Here is a 23,603-nt window from a genome sequence, read left to right as displayed (position 1 = left end):
TGTAATTATAATAATATTGGAACTAACTATTAATGTTAATTTTTTGAGAGAAGGTTTGATATATGTACTTAAATCAATTAAATTTGTATAACTTCAGGAAATTTATGTCTCTTGATGGAGAACCAGGTATTTCAATTCTACTTAACAAGAATCTTAATGTGATTATCGGAGAAAATGATTCTGGAAAAACTGCCATTATCGATTCAATTAAGTTGTTGCTTGGTACTTCAAGTGATGACTATGAAAAAGTTGTGCAAGAAGATTTTTCTCAAATTGAAAGTGGGATTTATGCTGATAAATTTGTAATAGAGGGTATTTTTTCAGACTTGAGTCCAATAGAAGCAGGTCTATTTTTAGAATGGCTTTCTTTTGATGATAACAAAAACTATGAGTTAAGAGTTGTTTTAAGTGTAGAGAAAAAAATTAGCGAGAATGGAAGAGAATATTTCGAAAAAAAATTGGTAGCGGGTCAAAAAAATTGTGAACTAAGATTTAATAATAATGCGAAAGAATTATTAAAGACTACCTACTTAAAACCTTTGAGAGATGCTGGTTCTGAATTAAAATCAGGTGTCAAGTCTAGATTAGTAAATATTTTGAAGGCACATGAATTATTGAAGGGTGAGGGATCTCAAGAGTTAATTACTGTTATGAAGGAAGCTAATGAGAAAATAGAGGATTTTTTTCAAACAGAATATGTAAAGGGAAAATCAGTTGTGAAAGACATCGAAAATATCCTTAAAGACTTTTACGATGAAACGGATAACACTAAAGCTAAATCAAAATTTAGTATTTCCCAAAGTGATTTAAATTCAATTTTAAGAAAACTAAGTTTAGAAAATGAGGAAATCAACTTAGGTTTAGGGAATCAAAATTTATTATTTATAGCAACCGAATTATTACTCTTAAATAATTTTTCCGATGAAGGAAGCAATATAGGTCCAAACCTAACTTTAATAGAAGAAATAGAAGCACATCTTCATACTCAGGCTCAAATCAGGTTAATAAAGTATTTAGAAAATGCTATCTTTAATGATTCTGTTTCAGGGCAATTGATTCTTACAACGCACAGTTCTGATCTAGTAGCATCTGTTAGTCCAAAAAGTATACTGATGATTCAAAACAATTATTGTTACCCGATGAATGAGAAATATACCTGTCTTGAAGAAGAAGATTATAATTTTTTAGATCGTTTTTTAGATGCAACAAAAAGTAATCTGTTTTTTGCAAAAGGTATAATTTTTGTTGAGGGCGAATCGGAAATGTTGTTACTTCCTGCTCTAGCAGAATTGATAGGAATACCGTTACATAAGTATGGTATTTCAGTGGTTAATGTTCACGGTACATCTTTTGAAAGGTACTTAAAATTATTTTCTAGATCTGCTGAATGGAGAGAGCGTTTTGCTAATGTATTTATAAATATCCCAATAGCAATTATTACAGATTTAGATGTTAAGCCATTTACTTATTACGATAAAAAACAATCTAGAGATATATTTTCTATTAAAAGCTCAGAAAAATTGGCAAAAATTTTCGAGATATTAGAAGTGACGGAAGATGATATTCAAATTGATGACATAGAATTAGAATTCGCTACAATAAATAAATTAGTTGCTTATTATAATCTGAACGTTAGTAATGACAATAAATCTGATTTGGAAAAACTTTTAAAGATAAGTGTAACGGAGCAATTTATTTCTCGAGAAATTGAACGCAAACAAGAATCTATTAAGGCTAAATATGATGTCTACAATAGTAATCATGAAGTGTTTATTACACCAGAATGGACGTTAGAATATAGCTTGGCAAAAAGCTGTCTATATGAGGAATTGTACACTTCAATCCATACTCTCAGATATAAAAATCCTTTTCAAGGTAAAAATGAAACAGTGTTTAATCAACGCGTTGAATATTTTAAAGGACTATCAAATATTGATGATGAAACTGCTTTGGAAATATTTTACCCAGTCTTTAAAAAATTAGTTTCTAAAGCTGAATTAGCTCAAAATTTTAGTTTGTTATTGTTAAGCAATTTTGGTGGAAAGACAGATTTTATAAAGGAAAGATTGCTAACTGATAAATACGTATCATATTTAATTTCTGCTATTTTACATGTATCCGGGAAAACAATTGATGAAATTCTGCCCGAAAATACTCACGAGGCCGGGGGAGAACTATGATTCAATACGATGATGATTTTTTTAATGAGATAGAGAGAAACTTATTGCCAAGTAATGTTCACTTTTCTGTTCAACAAAAGAATGTGATTTTTAATAGCGATACGGCAAACGTTATTGCAGGTCCAGGATCTGGTAAAACTACAGTATTAATAGCTAAATGTGCACTTTTGCTAAGTGAAGAAAATCAATGCAATGATGAAGGGATTTGCGTAATTACTCATACTAATATCGCAGTCGATGAAATATTATCCGGATTGCACAAAGTCGGCATTAAAGAGGTGGGTTTTCCTAATTTCATAGGAACTATCCAAGAATTTATTATTCAATACTTTAGCAAAAAATCTTTTCATTTGTTTAGTGAGAACCAAGAAATGATAGTACTAGATGGTGAAGAGTATTTTCAAAAATTCAATGAGGTATTTTCTTATTTAAAACCAAGATGGTATAAATGGGATGCTCCACGTCCTGAATACAAAAATCCTCAAATCACTTTTAAACCAAATTTTAAATTTGATATTACTAGTAATGCACCCCCTTCTTATAGAGACGCATTTAACTCGAGTATTCAAACTTTATTAAGGTTAGGATATATTAACAATTCACAATGTCTTGAGTTCGCAAATTGGTATATTAATAATTATCAAGATTCGATTATAGAGGCTTTAAAAAACAGGTTTCGATTTATTTTATTAGATGAGGCACAAGATACTAGCGATGATCAATTAACTATTTTAAATGAAATTTTTTTGGATAATATTCCTTTCCAACGCTTTGGTGATCCTTATCAAGCGTTGTATACAATTTTTGGTGGAAAAAAAGATGCTTGGCTCCCATCTATAGAAAAAGTTGAAAAAATTGAAATCACTGAGACTGTAAGGTTTAGTGAAGAAATTGCAAAACACGTTCGAAATGTAGCCCTAGAAAAATATGACGCCTTTACCTCAGCAAGTATTAATGAATCTCATTCTCCTTATTTTATTTTATATAATTCAGAAGAGGATTTAATACGAAAATATGATGAGTTGATTAAATTTATCAGTGACAAAGATCGGTCGTATAATACGTCCCAAAATAAGGATTCCATAATTTCGCTTAAACATGATGATTTAAAGGCCATATTCAAGCACTATGAAAAAAATAATGTTGATATCTCAATTTCTCAAAGTTTGATTACTAAATTATATAAATTTATTATTAAAACTTTTGCGTATGAGACTGACATTTCGCTTCGCGAATCAGAAGAAATGTTAAGAGAAGATTATAAAACTCGAATCAATATCGCTTTAGGTATTAAACAAGCTTTTTCTCAAAATAATGTTGATTTTTTGATATCTCAAATTAAATCATTGTGTGAAAAAGAAATTAGTAATTTTAAAGATAAAAAAATTAAGAAGAAATTAGAAATAATGTTTTCGAATACTTCTGTTGCTGCTAATATACCCGATTCTGTTCCTTCAACTTCAAAAAGAGGTGTTTATATAGGAACTATACATTCAGTTAAAGGTGAAACTCATAGATCTACATTGTTATTACTAAATACTCAACTTGATAACCACATTTTTGATATCTTAAAACCTTATTTAATCGGAGAGTACCAATCTCTAGATAAAATTGAGAAAGATTTAATTAATGACACTATAAAATTTTTGAAGTTAGCCTATGTTGCATTTAGTCGTCCAACTCATTTGTTAGCCATTGGAATTGAAGAGTCGATGTTGTCACCAGAATATAAAGAAAAATTAATTGCTTACGGATGGGTAGAAAAGGAGTGAATTACAATCTATAAATGTGAGGGGGGATTTATATCCTATTAAACACGGGTACATTACCTCTATGCGAATAATTAGGGGAGTGACCATTATGCGGAAAACGATTGTCATTGCGGGGGCGAGCGGCTATATCGGCTCGAACGTGATGGAGCAGCTGAAGGAAGAGTATGACATCATCGCGTTATCGCGATCGACGAAGAATAAAGAAGATGAGGCCCATATCACGTGGCGTGCCTGTGATTTGTTCTCATACGAAGCAACGAAAGAAGCATGCGAGGGTGCGGATTATGCGATGTTCCTCGTCCACTCGATGATTCCGGACGGCGGCTTGACACAAGCGACGTTCGAGGATATGGACGCGCTCATTGCGGACAACTTCGCCCGGGCGACGAAGGCGAACGACATCGAACAGATTGTCTATTTGAGCGGAATCATCCCGAAACAAGAGAAGACGTTGTCGCGTCATTTGAAGAGTCGACTCGAAGTCGAACGCATCCTCGGCGGACAAGGAGTACCGGTAACAACGATTCGGGCTGGACTGATTATTGGTCCGGAAGGCTCATCGTTCCCGATTTTAGCGAAGCTCGTCAAACGATTGCCGACGATGATTTTGCCACGCTGGACGAAGACGGAAACACACCCGATCGACATCCGGGAAGCCGTTCAGGCGCTCATCTCGGTCGTTGGTGCCGAGTCGCTCTACGACCGTCATATCGACATCGGAGGTCCTGAGGTGATGACGTATCGGAAGATGATCGAACAGACAGCCGAGGTCATGGACAAGCGTCGCGTCTTGATCGACTTCCCGTTCCCGACAATCAAACTGTCGCGCCTGTGGGTCATGGCTGTCACGGGTGAACCGAAGGCGACCGTCTATCCGCTCGTCGAGAGCATGGGGCACGCGATGGTCGCAGAAGACACGGTCGAAGGTATCGGCCAAGGTGAGATTCCATTCAAACAGGCGGTCGAACATGCGCTTGAGGAAGAAGAGAAGCAGTCCTCGGGCGGCAAAAAGAAAAAACAGCCGAAATCGTATACGGTCCGTTCGATTCAGCGGTTCGGTCTGCCTGAAGAAAAGTCGGCGCTTTGGATGGCGGACACGTACTTCGAGTGGCTCGGTCGTTTTATGTACCCGCTCATCCAGACGACGAAAGAAGATGATGATTGGGAGATTGCGCTGCTCGATCCTTCGTTCGTCGCGCTTCATCTATCGCTTGAACAGGAAGCGACGGACGATATGGCATCCTTTGCGATTGACGGGGGCAAGTTCGTCAAGTTGAGTGAAGAGGATCAGACAGGGCGTCTCGAGTTTAGACGCTTACCGGATTCGGATGAAGGACTCGTCGCCATCCATGAGTTCGTGCCGGCCCTCCCGTGGTGGTTCTATACGAAGACGCAGGCGAAAGCCCATCTCGTCGTCATGTGGCTGTTCGGTCGACACGTGAAGTTGCTGGCAAAAGACGCAGAAGACGGCGATCAAGTCGTGGAGGCTCCGACGAATTGACGTGAGGCGCATCGAAAGGTGCGTCTTTTTCTTTTGTACATTCTGTTAACGTTTTTCTCAATCCGTTTACAAGCCCTCTTTCCAGGCGTACACTAAACTCGTTTTTGAACTGATTGGAAAGAAGGAATGTATGATGCAAGACTCACTCTCCACACGTGAGATGTGGCAAAAGGATATCTCGGCCGGAATTACGGTCGGTGTCGTCGCCATCCCGCTCGCCATGGCATTCGCCATCGCCTCAGGCGTCCCGCCGGTATATGGGCTCTACACGTCCATCTTCGCTGGAATCCTCGTCAGCCTGTTCGGAGGTTCGACGTTCCAAATCGCCGGACCGACGGGAGCGTTCATCCCGATCGTCTCAGGTGTCGTCCTCGCATACGGGTATGAGGGATTGCTCGTCACGACCGTCCTCGCCGGAATGTTGCTGCTCCTCATGAGCGTGCTTCGGGTCGGACGGCTCATCCGCTTCATGCCCCGGGCCGTCACCATCGGTTTCACGGCCGGGATTGCCGTCGTCATCTTCGTCGACCAGCTCGATGAGTTGTTTGGGGTCACCTTTGAGAAGGCACCACATTTTCACGAGAACTTGCTTCGCCTCGGTCAGGCGTTGCCCGAAGCGAGCCCTTGGCCGATTGTCATTGCTGGGATCGGCTTTTTGACGCTTTGGCTCGTCCCGAAGCTGCCGTTCCGTTTACCGCTCTTACTCATGGCGATGCTCGTCCCGACGTTCGTCAGTCTCCTCATCCCGGGTGAGGTCGCGACGATCGGAAGTGCATACGGTGGCATCCCGAGCGGACTACCGGAATTCAACTGGCTCGCGATCGACATCAACTTGATCACAACGCTCCTCCCGTCCGCGTTCGCGATTGCCTTCCTTGGTGCACTCGAGTCACTTCTTTCGGGAACGGTCGCCGACGGGATGGCGGGGACGAAGATGAAGCCGGACAAGGAACTGTTCGGGCAAGGGCTCGCGAACGTGATCACGCCGTTCTTTGGAGGAATCCCATCGACAGGTGCCATCGCTCGGACGGCGACGAACATTCAGGCGGGAGCGGTCAGTCGACGTGCCGGTGTCATCCATGGGCTCACGGTGCTCGTTGCGGTGCTCGTCCTCGCGCCGTTCGCGAGTTACGTGCCGCTCGCCGCACTCGCTCCGATTTTGATGCGGGTCGCCTGGAACATGTCCGAACGCCATCACGTGATGGCGATGTTGCGTCATCGTTCATCCGAGTCGCTCGTCCTTCTTGTCACATTACTATTGACGGTATTTGTCGACTTGGTCGTCGCCGTCGAGGTCGGCGTCATCTGTGCGCTCGCACTCTTTGCGAAACGAATGGCCGATACGATTGATGTGCGCGAACGGACAGAACGGTACGTCACACGAGACGGCCAAATCGTCTTCAGTGTCGAAGGTCCGCTCTTCTTCGGTGCGGTCGAGTTGTTCGAGCACGTTCTCCATCACATTCATCGGGAACCGAACGTGTTCATCTTCAACTTCCACCGCTGTCCGGTCATCGACGTGACCGCGGTCGAAGAGTTGCGGCGTGTCGTCACCGAGCTGAAAGTGGCCGAACGTCATGTCATCTTCGCGCATCTGTCACCATCGGTCCGCGCGACGCTTGCTCACTATGGTCTGCTCGACGGGATCGAGACGTTCGAGACGACCCAGGAAGCGATCGAGGCGTCTTAACGAACGGACAAGATATCTCCGAACGGGACACGGCGCACCTCGCCGTCGAACAGCTCGACTTCGCGCTCGGCGTAATAGATGGCGTGGACGTAGCCACGCATGCTTTTCGTCAAGCCGTCCACGAATAAGGTCACCTCGACCTGATCGCCTTCACGGATGGCCCGTTCGAGCTCGGTCTGCCAAAGATAGAGGAGCTGTTCGTCCAAGTCGGGCAGTTCGATCTTTTGGATTTGGGCATAATACCGTTTCAGTAGGGCGACGTGCTCGGGCATGAGAAATGGGATCCATTTCAACTCACCCCGGTCACGATAGCGGGTCTTGCTCATGAGGAATCGCCTCCTTGTTTATGTCCGCCAATTAAACGTTGGCGCGTCCGGAGCGGACTGTCTTTTAGTAGGCTCGACGCCGGTCGGATCGTGCCGCGACCGAACCGGACGTTCAGGCCGTCAATCAAATCGAGGAAGTCGAGCCGTTTCGCTTTCGCCCATTCGTCTTCGAAGAACGATAACTGAACGTGGTCGCTTTGTGGCTCGAGTTTGCCGAGGGCGACCGAGACGTAGCGGACGGCCTCCGTCTCTTCCCAACCGTCTAAAAATAGCTGCAATAAAATCGGGAGAAACTCTTGCTCGTCCGCTGTGAAGCGGGGGAGCTTCTTTTGTTTACTGAAGCCACCCCGGTCGCTCGTCCGGGTGTAGCGTACCCCGAGGTGGATCGTTCCCCCGACGAGTCCCGCTTGTCGGGTCCGCATCCCGACTTCGACTGCGATCGCCTGTAGGACGAGCCGGATCGCGGAATACGTCGTGTAGTCTTTCATGAGGGTGATGCCGTGTCCGATCGACTTCGGTCGCGTCCGCTTCGCCCCGAACAGGGAGCTCGCGGGCAGGATGGTCGGGGACTCGTCGATGCCCCAGGCGTGATGCCACAGTTCTGCACCGATGACACCGAACTTTTCATGAAGGGACTCGAGCGGATAACGGGCCAAGTCCCCGATCGTCCAGATTCCGAGCCGCTGCAGGTGGACCGCCATCTTCGTCCCGACGCCCCACATCTTCTCAATCGGAGCCGGATGGATGAGCCGCTCGACGTCGTGAAGAAGACACGTGGCGACGCCGTTCTTTTTCGCATGCAAGTCGAGGACGAGCTTGGCGAGGACGTTGTTCGGCCCGATGCCGATGGTGACGGGAATGCCCGTATAGCGAAAAATCGTCGCACGGATGAGATGGGCGACGTGCTCGTCACTTCCGAACAGCCGCTCCGTCCCACTCATGTCGACGAGCGTCTCATCAATCGAATAGACGCGAATCGCCTCGGGCGGGGCGAACTGATGGAGGATGTGGATGATTTGGATGGAGACGTTCAAATAATGACTCATCCGCGCCTCGGCATAGAGAACGTCCCGTCGTTCATGCCACGGGAGGCGGTCGATGTGGAAGCGACGCGCCCCGGTCTTGATGCCGAGCTGTTTCATCTTCGGGGTCGCCGCGAGGACGAGCGCCCCGCTATCCTCGAGGTTCGAGAGGACGACGAGCTTCGTCTGATAAGGATTTTTGTTGCGTGCGGCACACTCGCAACTGGCATAGAACGAGACGCTATCGATACAGAAGATTCGTCTGCGCATCGTCACCACTCCTTTTTACGAACAAATGTTCTGTTTTTTTCATCGTAACACGGTCTCACGTCATCTCAAATAGTGAATTGAAAATATTTTTACAAATACTTTTTGAAAATTAACCAAAATTTATAGGTTTTTAGATGACTAAAAACCAACTTTTAGGAAGTTTTCGTAAAAAAGTCTCCGAATTGGTTCGATTTTCGTTATAATAGACGAGTATGTAAGTGATGAATTGATAGAAAGATGGAGGCTATTAGTGTGATCCAATTTGTAAAACAGTTAACGAATGATCAAAGCCGGCGTTTGAAAGCGTACGAACGACGGGTCGCGCGTATTAATGAATTAGAGACAACGATGAAAGCCCTCTCGGATGACGAGATGCGTACATATACGGAGACGCTCAAAGCACGTCTCTTGGATGGGAAGAAAGTGGATGACATCGCGGAAGAAGGTTTCGCTCTCGTCCGCGAAGCGTCAGTCCGTGTGCTCGGGATGCGTCACTATGACGTCCAGCTCATCGGTGGGTTCGCCCTCCTCGAAGGGAACATCTCGGAGATGCCGACCGGGGAAGGGAAGACGCTCGTCGCCGCCTTGCCGAGTTACGTCAAGGCGCTCGAAGGAAAAGGCGTCCACGTCATCACGGTGAACGATTATTTGGCGAGACGTGACGCAGAGCAGATCGGGAAGATTCATGACTTCCTCGGGTTGACGGTCGGTTTGAACGTCCCGGATATCGAGGCGGACGAGAAGCGTTCCGCGTACCAGTCGGACATCACGTATGGGGTCGGGACGGAGTTCGGCTTCGACTACTTGCGTGACAACCTTGTCCATAAACCGGAAGAGCGGGTCCAACGCCCGTTCCATTTCGCCATCGTCGATGAAGTCGACAGCATCTTGATCGATGAGGCGAAGACGCCGCTCATCATCGCGCAGAAGGACCGGTCACATATCCGCTTGAAGCAGTTGGCACAACAAATCATTTTCGAGTTCGAGGAGACCGACTACGAAGTCGACCTCGAGTCGAAATCTGCGACGTTCACCGAAGAAGGGATCGTCAAGATTGAAGAGCTGTTCGCCATCGACAACTTGTTCAGCGCCTCGCACCAGGTGCTCTACCACTATCTCGTCCAGGCGCTCCGGGCGAACGTCTTGTTCGAGCTTGACGTCGACTATATCGTCCGTGAAGACAAGATTGAGCTGATCGACTTGTTCACGGGACGCATCATGGAAGGGCGGAGCCTGTCGGAAGGGTTGCATCAGGCGCTCGAGGCGAAAGAAGGCGTCACGATCACCGAGGAGAACAAGACGACGGCGGAGATCACGATTCAGCACTATTTCCGCATGTATCCGCTCGTCGGTGGGATGACGGGGACGGCGCAGACGTCACGCCAAGAGTTTTTGAAGACGTACAACATGGACGTCGTCCAAGTGCCGACGAACCGTGAACGTCAACGCATCGACCATTCGGATCGCATCTTTATGACGATCGAGCAAAAATATGCAGCAGTCACTGAAAAAGTGGCGGAACTGCATGCGACGGGACGTCCGGTCTTAATCGGGACGACTTCGATCGCGCAGTCAGAAGCTATCAGTAAGCACTTGAAGAAGAAGCGAATCGAGCACGACGTGTTGAACGCGAAGACGGTCTCGCAAGAAGCGGACATCATCGCCGATGCCGGTCAGTTCGGCAGAGTGACGATCGCGACGAACATGGCCGGGCGTGGGACGGACATCACGCTCGACGCGAAGTCGAAGGAGGCGGGTGGTCTCTTCGTCATCGGGACGGAGCGCCACGAGTCAAAGCGTGTCGACAATCAGCTCCGCGGTCGCTCAGGACGTCAAGGTGACCCGGGTGCGACCGAGTTTTTCGTCTCACTTGAAGATGAGATCGTGAAACGTTATGCGGCGCAGAAGTTAGAGCGTGTGGAGAAGAAATTGAAACCGAACGCGACAGGTGAAGTCTCATCGAAAGACGCGATCGAGGTCATCGAATATGCGCAGACGACGATCGAAGGACTCGGCGTCTCGATTCGGGACTACTTGTTCAAACTCGATGACGTCTTGAACGAACAACGCAATATCATCTATACGATTCGCAACCAGGCCGTCAACGCCGACGCGGACGCGATCACGAAAAACGTCCTCGGCATGATGCGTCTCGCCCTCGAGAACAGTGTCGATATGCACGTGTCCGACGAACTCGTGCCAGAAGAATGGCCGATCGATGAGTTGAAAGAGGACTTGCGCTACTTGACGATGCAGGAGCCGACATGGGCGAATGATATCGCCGACACGCATGAACTGAAGGATGCGTTAAAAGACTGGATGGAGGCGATCATCGATACGACGGCGTCACGCCTCGAACAGGACGACATCGTCCTCTTCGCCAAAGAATCGCTTCTTCGTGCCGTCGACATGAAGTGGACGGATCATTTGACGACGATGAGCGGATTGAAAGAAGGGATCGGGCTTCGCAGCTACGGTCAGGAAGACCCGAGCCGTCAGTTCGGAAAAGAAGGACTGGAAATCTTCGAACAGACGTATATCAATATCGCACGGGATGTCACGACGGAACTATGCCAGCTCGACCGTTATTTCGCTGAGATGGCAGAGGAGGAAGTATAATGTTAGGATTTCGTAAACGTAAACAGATTGAAACAGGAAACAAAGAGGAGGGACGCCAATTGACGCTCGTCATCGACGACGCGATGGGCATCCCGAAAGAGGACGAGTACGTCTTCCGTTACCACGCGAAACGGCTTCCGCCGCTTCTTGACAACCAGCTCTCGATCGAGTTGTTGAATGCCGAGTCGCTCGGATATGACTTGTCCATCGTCGCCTTGTTCCGTAACACGCTCCCGAGCTCGTTCGAGATTAACGAGCTACCGGTCCTCTTATTGGACGCGAACAACGTCCCGATCGGACGCAAAGTGCTCGGCCGCTCCGAATTGCCAAGTTTCGAGGCATGGACGAGTAAGCCGGTATATTTGGACTTCTTCTTGGATGAGATGTTCGGCGAGGTGGAGTCGTTTGACTCGCTCCGACTCGTCTTCCAAATGAACCCAATCGACCAGCTTCAGCTCGTGTCTCCGGAAGAGGAGGCGACATTCTCAAAACGTGCATGGCAACAGCTCATGCGGACGAACATCTCGACGCCGCCGGTCGGAGAGAACGAGTTCAACTTGATGCTCGTGTCTGTGGAAAAGGAAGAGACGAACGTCACAGCGACGATTCTTCTACGCAACGGGTACGACCGTCACCTGAACGTCGAAAAACTTCCGCTTGAACTCGTGAACGGGGATGAAGTGGTCGGCTTCACGATGATTCGTCTCGAAGAGCCGGTCCACAGCAAACACGCTTATCCGGTATCGGTCACATTTGAAGATATTGAAGGCGATGGACCGTTCACTGTACGAATTAAACAATGATCATGAAAATGATGCTTCACGACGTCCGAATCGGGCGTCGTTTTTTGTCGAACAAAAGTGTCTAAAAGACGGGCGCGGTCGATGCGGGCGGCCCGGATGGAATGTGATGTGCCGGTGAAGGAAGTCGCATAAACTCGACACGGGCGAATCGGTAGCCCGTGTTTTTGATTGCGTTCAAATCGGGAAATGTCCATACTAGAAGGAACCATTACGGAAGGTGGGAGCATATGGAACAAAATAAATTGAAAGAGATGCTCCATGCCGACACGCTCGGAGAAGAAATTGCGAGCGCGGTCACGCACGGTCTAGGGGTCATCTTCAGTGTCGTCGCCCTCGTCTTACTCGTCATGAACGCGACAGAGAGTGGGAGCACGTGGAACGTCACCGCGGTCAGCGTGTTCGGGGCATCGATGATTTTACTCTATCTCTTCTCGACACTCATGCACGCCATCCCGCATCCACGGGCGAAGCGGGTGTTGCAAGTGTTCGATCATGCAGGCATTTACTTACTCATCGCCGGGAGTTACACGCCGTTTGCCCTCGTGACACTTCACGGGACGCTTGGCTGGATTTTATTCGGGATTGTATGGGGTGTGGCGATTCTCGGGATCGTGTGGAAATTGTTTTCGACCGGTAAGTATATGTGGGTGTCGAATGTGACGTATCTCGCACTCGGCTGGATGTGTATCATCGTCATCCGCCCCTTGTACGAATCACTCGGGCATCAAGGGTTCATGCTTCTTCTCGCAGGAGGGCTCGCCTATTCGATTGGAATCGTATTTTATGTGTGGCAAAAACTGCCGTTCAACCATGCGATTTGGCACTTGTTCGTCCTAGCCGGGAGCGTTTTCATTTTCTTAAGTATCCTGCTCTATGTCGCACCTTCGACAAGCCTATAAGACAGCCGTCCTAAGGGGCGTCTGTTTTTTTTTAAAAGTTGGGAAGAAAGTATTGAAAACGGTTACAAAAATACAGACGAAATGACGTTTGTGTGTCATAATAATTTCAGACATCATCATAGAGATAGATGGGTGTAAAAGTAAGGGGGAAAATCAGATGGAAAAAGTGTTGCGCGATGGATTTATCTATATGTCACAAAACAAAACACTCAACAGTTTGGCGAAGAAATATGGTCTACGATTTGGTGCATCACGCTTTGTAGCGGGGGAAAATTTTAAAGCGTCTGTCCCGACGATTCGCGAACTCAACGCGAAAGGGTTGTCGGTGACGGTCGATCATCTCGGGGAGTTTATCACGACGGTCGAAGAAGCGAATACGAATCGCGAAGAAATTATGCGAGCGATTGAAATTATGGCAGAAGAGCAATTAGATGCATACATGTCACTCAAATTGACGTCGCTCGGATTTGACATCTCGGACGAATTGATTGAAGACAACATGCGTCAAATTTTGACGGTCGCACAAGAGGTCGGGGTCTTTGTGGCCATCGATATGGAAGACGAGCAGCGCTGTGAGAAGACGCTCGAGCTGTTCAAAAAACTGAAGGCTGAATTCGACGGTCTCGGGACGGTCATCCAGTCGTACTTGTACCGCGCCGAGGACGATATTAATCATCTCGCACCGCTCAAGCCGAACCTTCGCATCGTCAAAGGGGCATACAAAGAGCCGGCCACGGTCGCATTCCCTGAAAAAGAGGACGTCGACCACAACTACGTGAAGCTCGTCAAACTCCATCTAGCGCACGGTAACTACGCATCTATCGCGACACACGATGACCATATGATTGATGCCATCATCGAGCACGTTAAAGAGAACGATATCTCGCTCGACCAGTTCGAGTTCCAGATGTTATACGGCATCCGCGTCGAGCGTCAACTCGAGCTCGTGCGCCAAGGATACAAAGTCCGTGTCTACGTGCCGTACGGCCGTGACTGGTACGGCTACTTCATGCGCCGTCTCGCAGAGCGCCCGGCAAACGTGGCGTTCGTGTTAAAAGGAATGGTGAAGAAATGAGAAAAGCACGAACGTCCGTCGAGGATGTTCGTGCTTTTTGATGTATGGATCACGTCGATGCGTTCGGCCTTCTATATAGCGGATGTGTTACGATTTCTTGTCCTCGTCCTCACTTACCCAAAAATCTGGACCGATATGCAGAAAAGCAATCCGACGAAGACCCTGTAGTGCGAGGTGGCTTCGGGATCGCCTGCTGAAAGCATGGGCACCGAAAGGACGCACTGCACATAAAGAAGACTCAGCTACAAACTGAGTCTCACCAATTATCCATTAATCACTGTACCACCGTTGACATGAATGACTTGGCCGCTGACATACGTCGAGTCATCGCTTGCGAGATAGACGTAGGCCGGTGCGAGTTCGGCCGGTTGTCCAGGTCGCTGCATACCGGATGAGTCACCGAACGATTTCACTTTCTCCGCATCAAACGTTGACGGGATGAGCGGTGTCCAAATCGGTCCCGGGGCGACCCCGTTGACCCGAATCTTCTTGTCAGCCAAGTTTTTGGCGAGCGAGCGGGTGAACGCGGTAATCGCACCTTTCGTCGATGCATAGTCGATCAATTGGTCGTTTCCTTCATACGCCGTGATCGACGTCGTATTGATGATGCTCGCACCTTCCTTCAAATAAGGGAGGGCGGCTTTCGTTAAGTAGAACATACTGAAGATGTTCGTGCGGAACGTCTTCTCGAGTTGATCGTCCGAGATGTCGAGGAGTGATTCCTGTGGGTGTTGCTCGGCCGCGTTGTTGACGAGGATGTCAACGTGCCCGAACGTCTCGAGCGTCTCTTCGACGACTTGTTGACAGAATGAAGACTCCCCAAGGTCTCCTTGAAGCAAAAGACAGGCTTGACCTAGGTCTTCAATTCGTTCTTTTGTCGCCTCCGCGTCCTCGAGTTCATTTTGATCTTTATAGACGATGACGGAGTTCGCGCCTTCATGGGCGAAGAAGATGGCGACCGATTTTCCGATGCCAGAATCCCCGCCGGTGATGATCGCGACCTTGTCTTTTAATTTGTCACTTCCTTTATAGTCCTCCCGTTCGTAAATCGGAAAAGGCTCCATTTTCGAATCGATTCCTGGTTGATGCGCCTGTTCTTGAGCATCTTTTTTAAACGACTCAAAATCCTTTCGGCTACCGACAGTGTTTAGGCGATTCTCTCGCATGCGTACATTCCCCTTTCTAAATGTGATTCTTTTTGTCTATACCACACGGATTAAAAACTAATCGTTCAATCAAAAAATGGAATGAAATTGAAAAATGAACGCTTGCGAATGAATGTTCATTCATTTATGATAGAAGAGTAAACACGATGGTGATTGCGATTTTTTTTACGCGTGAAATGAATCACTATTCATTCTCATTTTAGGGGGGAACACTATGACGAGTCACATCGAACAATCAACCGACCTCCGTTTGACGAACTCGATTCGTTTTGCGGTCGTCATCGGTTCAGGAGTAATGGGGGCGGGGATTGCGGCTCACTTGGCGAATGCGGGGATTCGTTCGCTCATGCTCGACATCGTACCACGTGAACTGACAGCGAAAGAGGAAGCGAAAGGGTTGACGCTCGAGTCACCTGAAGTACGCAATCGCATCGCATCAGAGAACCGTCAGAAGCTATTGAAACAAAATCCGGCACCACTTGCGACAGCAGACCATCTCAACTTCATCGAAGTGGGGAACTTAGAAGATGATTTGGAGCGTTTGAAAGAAGCGGACTGGGTCATCGAAGTCGTCGTCGAACGTCTCGACGTGAAGCAACAGCTCTTCGAGAAGATTGCACCTTACATCCGTGAAGACGCAATCCTTAGCTCGAACACGTCAGGAATCTCGATCGAAGCGATGGCAAGCGCCCTTCCAGAAAGCTTAACATCACGCTTCCTCGGCACACACTTCTTCAACCCACCGCGTTACTTGAAGTTGCTCGAACTCATCCCGACGGAAAAGACAGCCCGTCCGGTCATCGACTTCATGGCACGCTTCGCAGAAGATCGCCTCGGAAAAGGTGTCGTCGAAGCAAAAGACACGCCGAACTTCATCGGCAACCGCATCGGGACGTACGGTCTCCTCGTCACGTTCGAAGAGATGCTGAAGCAAAACGCTTCAATCGGGGAGATGGATTCCATCACAGGACCGCTCATCGGTCGTCCTAAATCAGCGACGTTCCGTACACTCGATGTCGTCGGAATCGACACGTTCGTCCACGTGGCAGGTAACGTCTATGAGACGCTCGAATCAGGGGAAGAGAAGGACACATTCGACGTACCGACAGAGATGAAGCAACTCGTCGAAAAAGGTTGGATCGGACAAAAGGCCGGTCAAGGCTTCTATAAAAAAGAAGGCAAGGTCATCCAAGAGTTGAACCTTCAGACGTTCGAATACGAACAATTGAAAGCGATTACAGGACCTGAACTCGATCAAATCAAATCGCTTTCTGGTTCGAAGGCGAAATTGAAAGGTGCCATCTTGAACAAAGGTCGCATCGGACAGTTACTCTGGCCGATCACGGCGAAGACGCTCGTTTACTCGGCACGTCTCACTGGTGAGATCGCAGATACGATCGTCGCCATCGACGACGCGATGAAGTGGGGCTTCGGTTGGAAGTTTGGCCCGTTCGAGATGTGGGATGCCCTCGGTGTTGAAAAATCAGTCGAGCGTATGAAAGCAGAAGGCTATAACGTCCCGGCATGGATCGATGAGATGCTTGCTGCAGGCAATACGTCATTCTACAAGGGAGACCAGTATTACGATAAAGCGTCGAAGGCGTATGTCGAGAAGACCGTCAACCCGAAAGAATTGAAGCTCAAACCGCTCGCAAAATCAAACGGCATCATCTTAGAAAACGGTGGCGCACGCCTCGTCGACATCGGCGATGACGTCGTCGCACTCGAGTTCACATCACCGAACAACGCAATCGGAGTCGACATCATGCAGATGATCGAACAGTCGATCGATCGTGTCGAGCAAGACTACAAAGGAATGATTCTCGCCAATGACGGCAAGAACTTCTGTGTCGGCGCGAACCTTGCGATGATGCTCATGGAAGCGGAAGACGAGAACTGGTTCGAACTCGATTGGATCATCAACAAGTTCCAACAAGTCGTTCAAAAGATTCGTTATTCGAGTCGCCCGGTCGTCGCCGCACCATACGGTATGACGCTCGGCGGTGGAACGGAAATCAGTCTACCGGCAGCACGCATGCAAGCTGCACTCGAGACGTACATGGGTCTCGTCGAGGTCGGTGTCGGCCTCATCCCTGGTGGCGGCGGGAACGTCAACACGTATCGTCGTCTCCTTGAACAGACACCAAAATCGATGCAAAACATCGAGAAGGCTGCGCAACAGACGTTCGAGAACATTGCGATGGCAAAAGTATCGAAGTCGGCATTTGATGCGAAGACGCTCGGTTATCACCGTGCGGTCGACGGTATCTCGATGAACCGTGACCACTTGACGTTCGATGCGAAACAGACGGTCCTTGAACTGGCTGACGGGTACACGGCACCGGTACGTGAGAAGTTGCCGGTCGTCGGTCAAACGGGTAAAGCGACGCTCGAACTCGCGGCGTACGAAATGTTCTACGGTGGTTATATTTCAGAGCACGATTTGAAGATTGCGAAGAAACTCGCACACGTCATCAGTGGTGGTGATTTAGCATACGGTACACTCGTCGACGAGCAGTACCTCCTCGACATCGAGCGTGAAGCCTTCTTGAGTCTCATCGGGGAGCCGAAGTCACAACAACGGATGCAACATATGCTCGTGAAAGGCAAACCATTACGGAACTGATAAAGGGGGACAAAACAGATGAGGGAAGCAGTCATCGTAGCCGGCGCACGGACGCCGGTCGGAAAAGCAAAACGCGGTTCATTCCGTGACGTTCGTTCAGACGAACTCGCGGGACATGCCATCAAGGCGACGCTTGAACGTTCAGGATATACAGGACCGATTGATGACGTCATCATGGGTTGTGCGATGCCAGAAGCGGAGCAAGGGATGAACATCGCTCGCTATGCGGCGGTCCGGGGGGGACTGTCGCACGAAGTTCCAGCGATCACCATCAACCGCTACTGCTCGTCAGGCCTTCAAGCGATCGCGGATGCGGCGGCAAAAATTATGATCGGTCAAGCGACGGCGATCATCGCCGGCGGTATGGAGTCGATGAGTCAAGTGCCGATGGGTGGTCACGTCATCCGTCCCAACCCACACATCATGGAAACGGCACCAGAGTATTACATGAGCATGGGTCATACGGCAGAACGTGTCGCAGCGGAATACAACATCTCGCGCGAGGACCAGGACGCGTTCGCCATCAATAGTCACCAAAAGGCGGCGGCAGCGATCGCCGGTGGCAAGTTCCAAGAAGAAATCGTACCGGTGACGGTCATCGAGCACGTGCTCGGTGAAGACGGCAAAGTCGCTGAAGTGGAAAAAGTCGTCAAGCACGACGAAGGAGTTCGTGCCGATTCGACGGTTGAGGCGCTCGGTAAGCTTCGTCCGGCCTTCAAAATCAAAGGCTCGGTCACAGCGGGGAACGCTTCGCAAGTTTCTGACGGGGCGGCAGCAGTGCTCGTCATGGAACGTGAAGAGGCGGAACGGCAAGGGTTGCAACCGATGGCGAAGTTCCTCTCGTTCGCAGTCGGCGGTGTCCGTCCGGAAGTGATGGGGATCGGTCCGGTCGTCGCCATTCCGAAAGCGCTCGAGATGGCTGGCGTGAAATTAGAAGAAGTCGGACTGTTCGAATTGAACGAAGCGTTCGCGAGTCAGTCACTTGGTGTCATCCGTGAACTCGGAATCGATCCGTCGAAAGTGAACGTAAACGGCGGCGCCATCGCCCTCGGTCATCCACTCGGCTGCACCGGAGCAAAACTTTCGGTCTCAATCTTGCATGAGATGAAACGACGCAATGAGAAGTATGGAGTTGTCACGATGTGTATCGGCGGCGGTATGGGTGCGGCTGGTGTCTTCGAATTACTTTAAGGGGGAATCGGATATGGAACGTACAGAACATGAATTGATTAAAGGCGGTAGCTTCGTCATTGACGCACTCGATGCAGAGCGTCTTTTCACACCAGAGGATTTCTCGGATGAGCATAAGATGATTGGTGACACGACTGCGGGATTCGTTGATGACCGCGTCATGCCAGTCCTTGAGCGTATCGAGAAACATGAGTTCGACCTGTCAGTCGAATTATTGAAAGAAGCGGGCGAGCTCGGTCTCCTCGGAGCAGACGTTCCAGAAGAGTACGGCGGCTACCAGCTCGATAAAATCTCATCTTCGATCATCACGGAGCGCTTCGCGAAAGCACGCTCATTCGCACTCAGCTACGGCGCACACGTCGGGATCGGGACGCTTCCAATCGTCTTCTTCGGAACGGAAGAACAAAAACACAAGTACTTGCCAAAACTCGCGACAGGCGAATGGATTGCGGCATATGCCCTCACAGAGCCGGGCTCAGGGTCTGACGCACTCGGTGCGAAAACGACGGCTGTCTTGAACGAGGCCGGCACGCACTATGTCTTGAACGGTGAGAAGCAATGGATTACGAACGCCGGTTTCTCGAACGTCTTCGTCGTCTACGCGAAAATCGATGGCGACAAGTTCAGTGCCTTCATTGTCGAGCGTGACTACAAAGGTGTCTCGACAGGCGCAGAAGAACAGAAGATGGGAATCAAGGGTTCGTCGACACGTACGCTCATCCTTGAAGACGTCGAAGTACCAGTCGACAACCTTCTCGGTGAAATCGGCAAAGGTCACGTCATCGCCTTCAACATCTTGAACGTCGGTCGTTACAAGCTCGCGGTCGGAGCGGTCGGTTCTTCAAAACGTGCATTCGACCTCTCGGTGCAATATGCGAACGAACGCAAGCAGTTCAAGACGCCGATCAGCCAGTTCCCACTCATCCAAGAGAAATTGGCGACGATGGCAGCGAACATTTACGCGATGGAAAGTTCGGTTTACCGTACGGGCGGATTGTTCCAAGACAGTCTTGATGCACTCGGTGACGAGAATATGCGTGACGGATCGAAAGTCGCACAAGCGATCGCGGAATATGCGATCGAATGCTCACTCAACAAAGTATTCGCTTCTGAGACGTTCGACTATGTCGTCGATGAAGCGGTTCAAATTCACGGTGGATATGGATTCATGGCCGAGTATGAAGTCGAGAACCTCTACCGCGACTCACGCATCAACCGTATCTTCGAAGGAACGAACGAGATCAACCGTTTGATCGTCCCAGGCACGCTCCTCAAGAAAGCGATGAAAGGGGAATTGCCACTCCTCGCAGAAGCACAAAAGCTTCAAAAAGAGCTCATGAGCTACATGCCACAAGAATTGGACGGCTCACCACTCGCACGCGAGAAGATGCTCCTTTCGAACATGAAGAAAATCAACTTGATGGTCGCAGGTACGGCCGTTCAGAAGTATCAACAAGACCTTCAAAACGAACAAGAGATCTTGGCGAAGATTGCGGACATGATCAGTGCCATCTATGCGCTTGAAGCAGCCATCGCCCGTACGGACAAAGCGATTGCCCGTTCAGGCGAAGAGAAGAACACGCAAAAAGTCCGCTACACTGAAATCTTTGCGGAACAGGTGTTCAAGCAAGTCGAGCTTATGGCGAAAGAAGTGTTGTACGCGGCGGCGTCTGGTGACGAACAGCGCATGCTTCTCTCGGCCATGAAGAAATTCAGCCGCTATCAGCCGATCAACGTGATCGGGACGAAGCGCGAAGTCGCAGCGAGCCTCATCAAAGCGAACAAATTTATCGTTTAATCAAATTGACAGAAAGGGTGGACCGGACGCGGTCGACCCTTTCTTTTTTTGAGCTCTGCCACGTACAATAGAGACGAGGAGGAGAGACGATGAAAAAACGAGATGTATTACTCGACCGGATGGAACGGATCGGACAATCCGTTGCTGAACTTGACGGGACGCTCATGCTGCTCGCGCTCGGGTCGATTGGCCAAGAGACGGAGCGGTTGGACGATTATTCTGACCTTGATTTCTTTTTGATTGTCGAAGATGGACAGAAAGCACGCTTTATCGACCGACTCGACTGGCTCGAGGTCGAACCGCTCCACTATCAGTTCCAAAACACGAAAGACGGACATAAGGTCATGTATCATGACGGCATCTACGGTGAGTTTGCTGTCTTTGAAGTGCATGAACTTTCCGCCATCGCCTACACACCGGGACGTATCGTCTGGCGACGGGACGAGGCGCTCGAGGCGTTCGCGACACCGCACCTTGCCATCGAGCGTAATGAGTCGTCTTATTATTACGAAGAGGCGTTGACGAACCTATATGTCGGCTTGTTACGCGAACGTCGGGGCGAGGCGCTCGCCGGATTCGAACTCGTGCAAGTCGCGGCCGTTCAAAACGTCTTGAAAGCGATCGGTGAACAAGGAGACCCGTTCAATCCGACACGCCGGGTCGAGTCGAGGTTCCCCGAGATGATTCCTTTCCTTTCAGGCGGGGTATTAGGATACGGCAGGTCAGGTGAGGCGGCAGCGGCCATCTTACGTTTTATCGAATCGAGGCACGAAGTGAACACGACGATGAAGCGAGAGATTGAACGGCTACTTCAGGCGTGATTTGATTTCCTTGGATGTGCTACATTGATGAAAGAGGTGATGAAATGATGGTGACACTATACGGCTACCCACCATGCAGTACATGTAAAAAAGCAGAAAAATGGTTGAAGGAACAAGGCATCACGTATACATACGTCCATATCGTCGAATCGACGCCGACGAAAGAGGAACTCGCCGAGCTGTGGAAACAATCAGGTCTACCACTCAAAAAGTTCTTTAACACGAGCGGACAGGTGTATCGGAACGAAGGGATCAAGGACAAGTTGCCGACTTTATCAGAAGACGAACAACTTGAGCTGTTAGCGAGCAATGGTATGCTTTTGAAGCGACCAATCGTCACAAATGGTGAAAAAACGACCGTCGGATTTTCAGAAAAGTCCTTTACGGACGTTTGGGGCTAAGTGCTATAATACAGATGTGAGTCTAATTTATTTGAGGGGGAAGTTAGGATGAGCAAAGTACCGGCAAATTTACGTTATTCAAAAGAACATGAATGGGTTGAAGTGAACGGAACGAAAGCCCGCATCGGCATCACGGATTTCGCACAAAGCGAACTAGGGGATATCGTGTTTGTCGAACTCCCAGAAGTAGATGGGACGATTTTGCTCGACGAGCCATTCGGGTCGGTCGAATCGGTCAAGACGGTCTCTGAGTTGTATGCGCCGGTATCAGGTCGCATCACTGCTGTGAATGAGGACCTCGCGGATTCTCCGGAACTCGTCAACGAGTCAGCGTTTGAAAATGCGTGGATGATCGAAGTCGAGTTGACGGAAGAGTCGGACCTCGACAAGCTCATGTCTGCGGAAGAATATGAAGCGATGATTCAAGGATAATCGAAATCGGCTTCTCCTGTTGAGGAGAGGCCGATTTTTTGATTACTCGAAATCGAGACGGTAGTGATCAAACTTGACGAGCGTCGCCCGTTCGAAGATGCGATAGAGAAAATTCACAAAAGCACGATTTTTGAATGGAAATCCATCGACCCTTATAATGACAAGAGAGGTGAGAAGAATGATTACAGACGGATTCTTATATATATACGCCCCAATGTGTGGTACATGCGCTGTGGCGGAGAAAATGTTGACGGTCGTCGAAGCGGTCGACCCTGAAGTCCGAATCGAAAAACGTGATGCGAACTTTATCCCGGATGAACTCGAAGCCTATCAGGTGATGAGCGTACCGGCTCTTTTAAAGCTTGAAAATGGCGAGGTTAAAGAACGTCTCTACGCATTTCAAAACGTGCAACACGTCCTCTCTTTCATAAAATAAGAGAGGGAAATTAGAATAATCTGAAAATTTTAAATAATCAGTTGACACAGAAAGTTCACGAATGGTATATTCATTACAACATCTTACTTGAACACAATATAGGACGCGATATTCCCGTCATCAAGACGTTTTGGCGAAGCCGCTGCTACATTTTATACGAATACACGTCAGTCTTCCCTTCGATTGTCCCCCAAAAAAATCAAGCGAAGCAGGACGTTTCGTATAATTGCACGGTCCAAGCCAAGATCGAGTGATGATTGGCGAATCTCCCCCATGTGAGGGTGAAAATCTTGAACGGGCAAAAGATTTTCATCTATGGGCTGTCCTTCCGTGACTCAAGGTGCTACGTTCTGTGTCGTCCTCGGACGGCACCTTTTTTTTAATTTTTTGAAAAAAGGATTTGACAGCAGAAAAAGCTGTCGCTATGATAAAGCTAATCGAATATACAACACTCTTATCAAGAGAGGCTGAGGGACTGGCCCTATGACGCCCAGCAACCGCGGAGCAATCCGAAATGGTGCTAATTCCAGCAAGGTGATTAACCTTGACAGATGAGAGCAATCGTTGTCCGTACG

At 48.7% G+C, this 23,603-nt stretch carries 18 protein-coding genes and 1 riboswitch; of the genes, 15 read left to right on the top strand and 3 right to left on the bottom strand.

Annotation, left to right across the window (positions count from 1 at the left end):
• The first annotated feature begins 62 nt into the window (after positions 1–62).
• The 4 genes from KNP00_RS07585 to KNP00_RS07570 all read left to right on the top strand — a co-directional run bounded on the left by KNP00_RS07585 (position 63) and on the right by KNP00_RS07570 (position 7,143).
• Positions 63–2,180, top strand: a complete 2,118-nt coding sequence (locus tag KNP00_RS07585) for an ATP-dependent nuclease (RefSeq protein WP_215143777.1) — start codon at positions 63–65, stop codon at positions 2,178–2,180.
• Complete coding sequence (locus tag KNP00_RS07580; protein ID WP_215143775.1) at positions 2,177–3,952, top strand: UvrD-helicase domain-containing protein; 1,776 nt, start codon at positions 2,177–2,179, stop codon at positions 3,950–3,952. The genes KNP00_RS07585 and KNP00_RS07580 overlap by 4 nt, the downstream gene beginning before the upstream one ends.
• 88 nt (positions 3,953–4,040) lie before the next feature.
• A complete protein-coding gene (locus KNP00_RS07575; protein WP_215143772.1) occupies positions 4,041–5,453 on the top strand; it encodes an NAD-dependent epimerase/dehydratase family protein in 1,413 nt (470 codons plus the stop codon).
• Positions 5,454–5,586: 133 nt separating this feature from the next.
• On the top strand, positions 5,587–7,143 hold the full coding sequence (locus tag KNP00_RS07570; RefSeq protein ID WP_240542782.1) for a SulP family inorganic anion transporter: 1,557 nt from the start codon (positions 5,587–5,589) through the stop codon (positions 7,141–7,143).
• Here KNP00_RS07570 and KNP00_RS07565 read toward each other — a convergent pair.
• Together KNP00_RS07565 and KNP00_RS07560 are read right to left on the bottom strand one after the other, a co-directional pair.
• Complete coding sequence (locus tag KNP00_RS07565) at positions 7,140–7,469, bottom strand: YolD-like family protein (protein WP_214746123.1); 330 nt, start codon at positions 7,467–7,469, stop codon at positions 7,140–7,142. The genes KNP00_RS07570 and KNP00_RS07565 overlap by 4 nt on opposite strands.
• The gene (locus KNP00_RS07560; protein WP_215143768.1) at positions 7,466–8,761 is read right to left on the bottom strand and encodes a Y-family DNA polymerase; all 1,296 of its coding nucleotides are present in this window, start codon (positions 8,759–8,761) and stop codon (positions 7,466–7,468) included. The genes KNP00_RS07565 and KNP00_RS07560 overlap by 4 nt, the downstream gene beginning before the upstream one ends.
• Before the next feature lie 252 nt (positions 8,762–9,013).
• On the opposite strand from KNP00_RS07560, the gene secA2 reads away from it, so the two are divergent.
• From secA2 to KNP00_RS07540, 4 genes are all read left to right on the top strand, one after another.
• Positions 9,014–11,380 (top strand): accessory Sec system translocase SecA2, encoded by a 2,367-nt coding sequence (gene secA2 / locus KNP00_RS07555; protein ID WP_215143766.1) that lies wholly within the window; start codon positions 9,014–9,016, stop codon positions 11,378–11,380.
• Positions 11,380–12,183: an SLAP domain-containing protein gene (locus KNP00_RS07550; protein WP_215143764.1), complete on the top strand. Its 804-nt coding sequence runs from the start codon at positions 11,380–11,382 to the stop codon at positions 12,181–12,183. Before secA2 ends, KNP00_RS07550 begins: the two co-directional genes overlap by 1 nt.
• A 227-nt stretch (positions 12,184–12,410) precedes the next feature.
• Entirely contained in the window at positions 12,411–13,082 is a 672-nt protein-coding gene (gene trhA, locus KNP00_RS07545) for a PAQR family membrane homeostasis protein TrhA (RefSeq protein ID WP_215143762.1), read from the top strand.
• Between the two features lie 157 nt (positions 13,083–13,239).
• Positions 13,240–14,157, top strand: a complete 918-nt coding sequence (locus KNP00_RS07540; RefSeq protein WP_215143748.1) for a proline dehydrogenase family protein — start codon at positions 13,240–13,242, stop codon at positions 14,155–14,157.
• Positions 14,158–14,420: 263 nt separating this feature from the next.
• On the opposite strand, the gene KNP00_RS07535 is transcribed toward KNP00_RS07540, so the two are convergent.
• Complete coding sequence (locus KNP00_RS07535; protein ID WP_215143740.1) at positions 14,421–15,323, bottom strand: SDR family oxidoreductase; 903 nt, start codon at positions 15,321–15,323, stop codon at positions 14,421–14,423.
• 214 nt (positions 15,324–15,537) lie between these two features.
• Here KNP00_RS07535 and KNP00_RS07530 point away from each other — a divergent pair, with 214 nt between their 5' ends.
• From KNP00_RS07530 to KNP00_RS07500, 7 genes are all read left to right on the top strand, one after another.
• Complete coding sequence (locus KNP00_RS07530; protein ID WP_215143738.1) at positions 15,538–17,949, top strand: 3-hydroxyacyl-CoA dehydrogenase/enoyl-CoA hydratase family protein; 2,412 nt, start codon at positions 15,538–15,540, stop codon at positions 17,947–17,949.
• 18 nt (positions 17,950–17,967) lie between these two features.
• Positions 17,968–19,140: an acetyl-CoA C-acetyltransferase gene (locus KNP00_RS07525; protein WP_215143736.1), complete on the top strand. Its 1,173-nt coding sequence runs from the start codon at positions 17,968–17,970 to the stop codon at positions 19,138–19,140.
• A 13-nt stretch (positions 19,141–19,153) separates the two neighbouring features.
• Positions 19,154–20,938, top strand: a complete 1,785-nt coding sequence (locus KNP00_RS07520; protein WP_215143734.1) for an acyl-CoA dehydrogenase family protein — start codon at positions 19,154–19,156, stop codon at positions 20,936–20,938.
• 89 nt (positions 20,939–21,027) lie between these two features.
• A complete protein-coding gene (locus tag KNP00_RS07515; protein WP_215143731.1) occupies positions 21,028–21,759 on the top strand; it encodes a hypothetical protein in 732 nt (243 codons plus the stop codon).
• A 47-nt stretch (positions 21,760–21,806) separates the two neighbouring features.
• Complete coding sequence (locus tag KNP00_RS07510) at positions 21,807–22,160, top strand: arsenate reductase family protein (RefSeq protein WP_215144066.1); 354 nt, start codon at positions 21,807–21,809, stop codon at positions 22,158–22,160.
• A 48-nt stretch (positions 22,161–22,208) separates the two neighbouring features.
• Positions 22,209–22,592 (top strand): glycine cleavage system protein GcvH, encoded by a 384-nt coding sequence (gcvH, locus tag KNP00_RS07505; protein WP_215143729.1) that lies wholly within the window; start codon positions 22,209–22,211, stop codon positions 22,590–22,592.
• Positions 22,593–22,770: 178 nt separating this feature from the next.
• On the top strand, positions 22,771–23,028 hold the full coding sequence (locus tag KNP00_RS07500) for a thioredoxin family protein (protein WP_215143727.1): 258 nt from the start codon (positions 22,771–22,773) through the stop codon (positions 23,026–23,028).
• A gap of 451 nt (positions 23,029–23,479) precedes the next feature.
• Positions 23,480–23,586, top strand: a riboswitch (SAM riboswitch).
• Positions 23,587–23,603: the final 17 nt, after the last annotated feature.

This window comes from Exiguobacterium qingdaonense, assembly GCF_018617855.1.
In the GTDB taxonomy this organism is placed as follows: domain Bacteria; phylum Bacillota; class Bacilli; order Exiguobacteriales; family Exiguobacteriaceae; genus Exiguobacterium; species Exiguobacterium qingdaonense.
This window is presented reverse-complemented; position numbering and strand designations above follow the sequence as displayed.

What these genes read in the sequence shown, in the direction of transcription:
- KNP00_RS07585 (WP_215143777.1), top strand. Translation starts at nt 63, where the DNA reads ATGTACTTAAATCAATTAAATTTGTATAACTTCAGGAAATTTATGTCT.
- KNP00_RS07580 (WP_215143775.1), top strand. Translation starts at nt 2,177, where the DNA reads ATGATTCAATACGATGATGATTTTTTTAATGAGATAGAGAGAAACTTA.
- KNP00_RS07575 (WP_215143772.1), top strand. Translation starts at nt 4,041, where the DNA reads ATGCGGAAAACGATTGTCATTGCGGGGGCGAGCGGCTATATCGGCTCG.
- KNP00_RS07570 (WP_240542782.1), top strand. Translation starts at nt 5,587, where the DNA reads ATGCAAGACTCACTCTCCACACGTGAGATGTGGCAAAAGGATATCTCG.
- KNP00_RS07565 (WP_214746123.1), bottom strand. Translation starts at nt 7,469, where the DNA reads ATGAGCAAGACCCGCTATCGTGACCGGGGTGAGTTGAAATGGATCCCA.
- KNP00_RS07560 (WP_215143768.1), bottom strand. Translation starts at nt 8,761, where the DNA reads ATGCGCAGACGAATCTTCTGTATCGATAGCGTCTCGTTCTATGCCAGT.
- KNP00_RS07550 (WP_215143764.1), top strand. Translation starts at nt 11,380, where the DNA reads ATGTTAGGATTTCGTAAACGTAAACAGATTGAAACAGGAAACAAAGAG.
- trhA (WP_215143762.1), top strand. Translation starts at nt 12,411, where the DNA reads ATGGAACAAAATAAATTGAAAGAGATGCTCCATGCCGACACGCTCGGA.
- KNP00_RS07540 (WP_215143748.1), top strand. Translation starts at nt 13,240, where the DNA reads ATGGAAAAAGTGTTGCGCGATGGATTTATCTATATGTCACAAAACAAA.
- KNP00_RS07535 (WP_215143740.1), bottom strand. Translation starts at nt 15,323, where the DNA reads ATGCGAGAGAATCGCCTAAACACTGTCGGTAGCCGAAAGGATTTTGAG.
- KNP00_RS07530 (WP_215143738.1), top strand. Translation starts at nt 15,538, where the DNA reads ATGACGAGTCACATCGAACAATCAACCGACCTCCGTTTGACGAACTCG.
- KNP00_RS07525 (WP_215143736.1), top strand. Translation starts at nt 17,968, where the DNA reads ATGAGGGAAGCAGTCATCGTAGCCGGCGCACGGACGCCGGTCGGAAAA.
- KNP00_RS07520 (WP_215143734.1), top strand. Translation starts at nt 19,154, where the DNA reads ATGGAACGTACAGAACATGAATTGATTAAAGGCGGTAGCTTCGTCATT.
- KNP00_RS07515 (WP_215143731.1), top strand. Translation starts at nt 21,028, where the DNA reads ATGAAAAAACGAGATGTATTACTCGACCGGATGGAACGGATCGGACAA.
- KNP00_RS07510 (WP_215144066.1), top strand. Translation starts at nt 21,807, where the DNA reads ATGGTGACACTATACGGCTACCCACCATGCAGTACATGTAAAAAAGCA.
- gcvH (WP_215143729.1), top strand. Translation starts at nt 22,209, where the DNA reads ATGAGCAAAGTACCGGCAAATTTACGTTATTCAAAAGAACATGAATGG.
- KNP00_RS07500 (WP_215143727.1), top strand. Translation starts at nt 22,771, where the DNA reads ATGATTACAGACGGATTCTTATATATATACGCCCCAATGTGTGGTACA.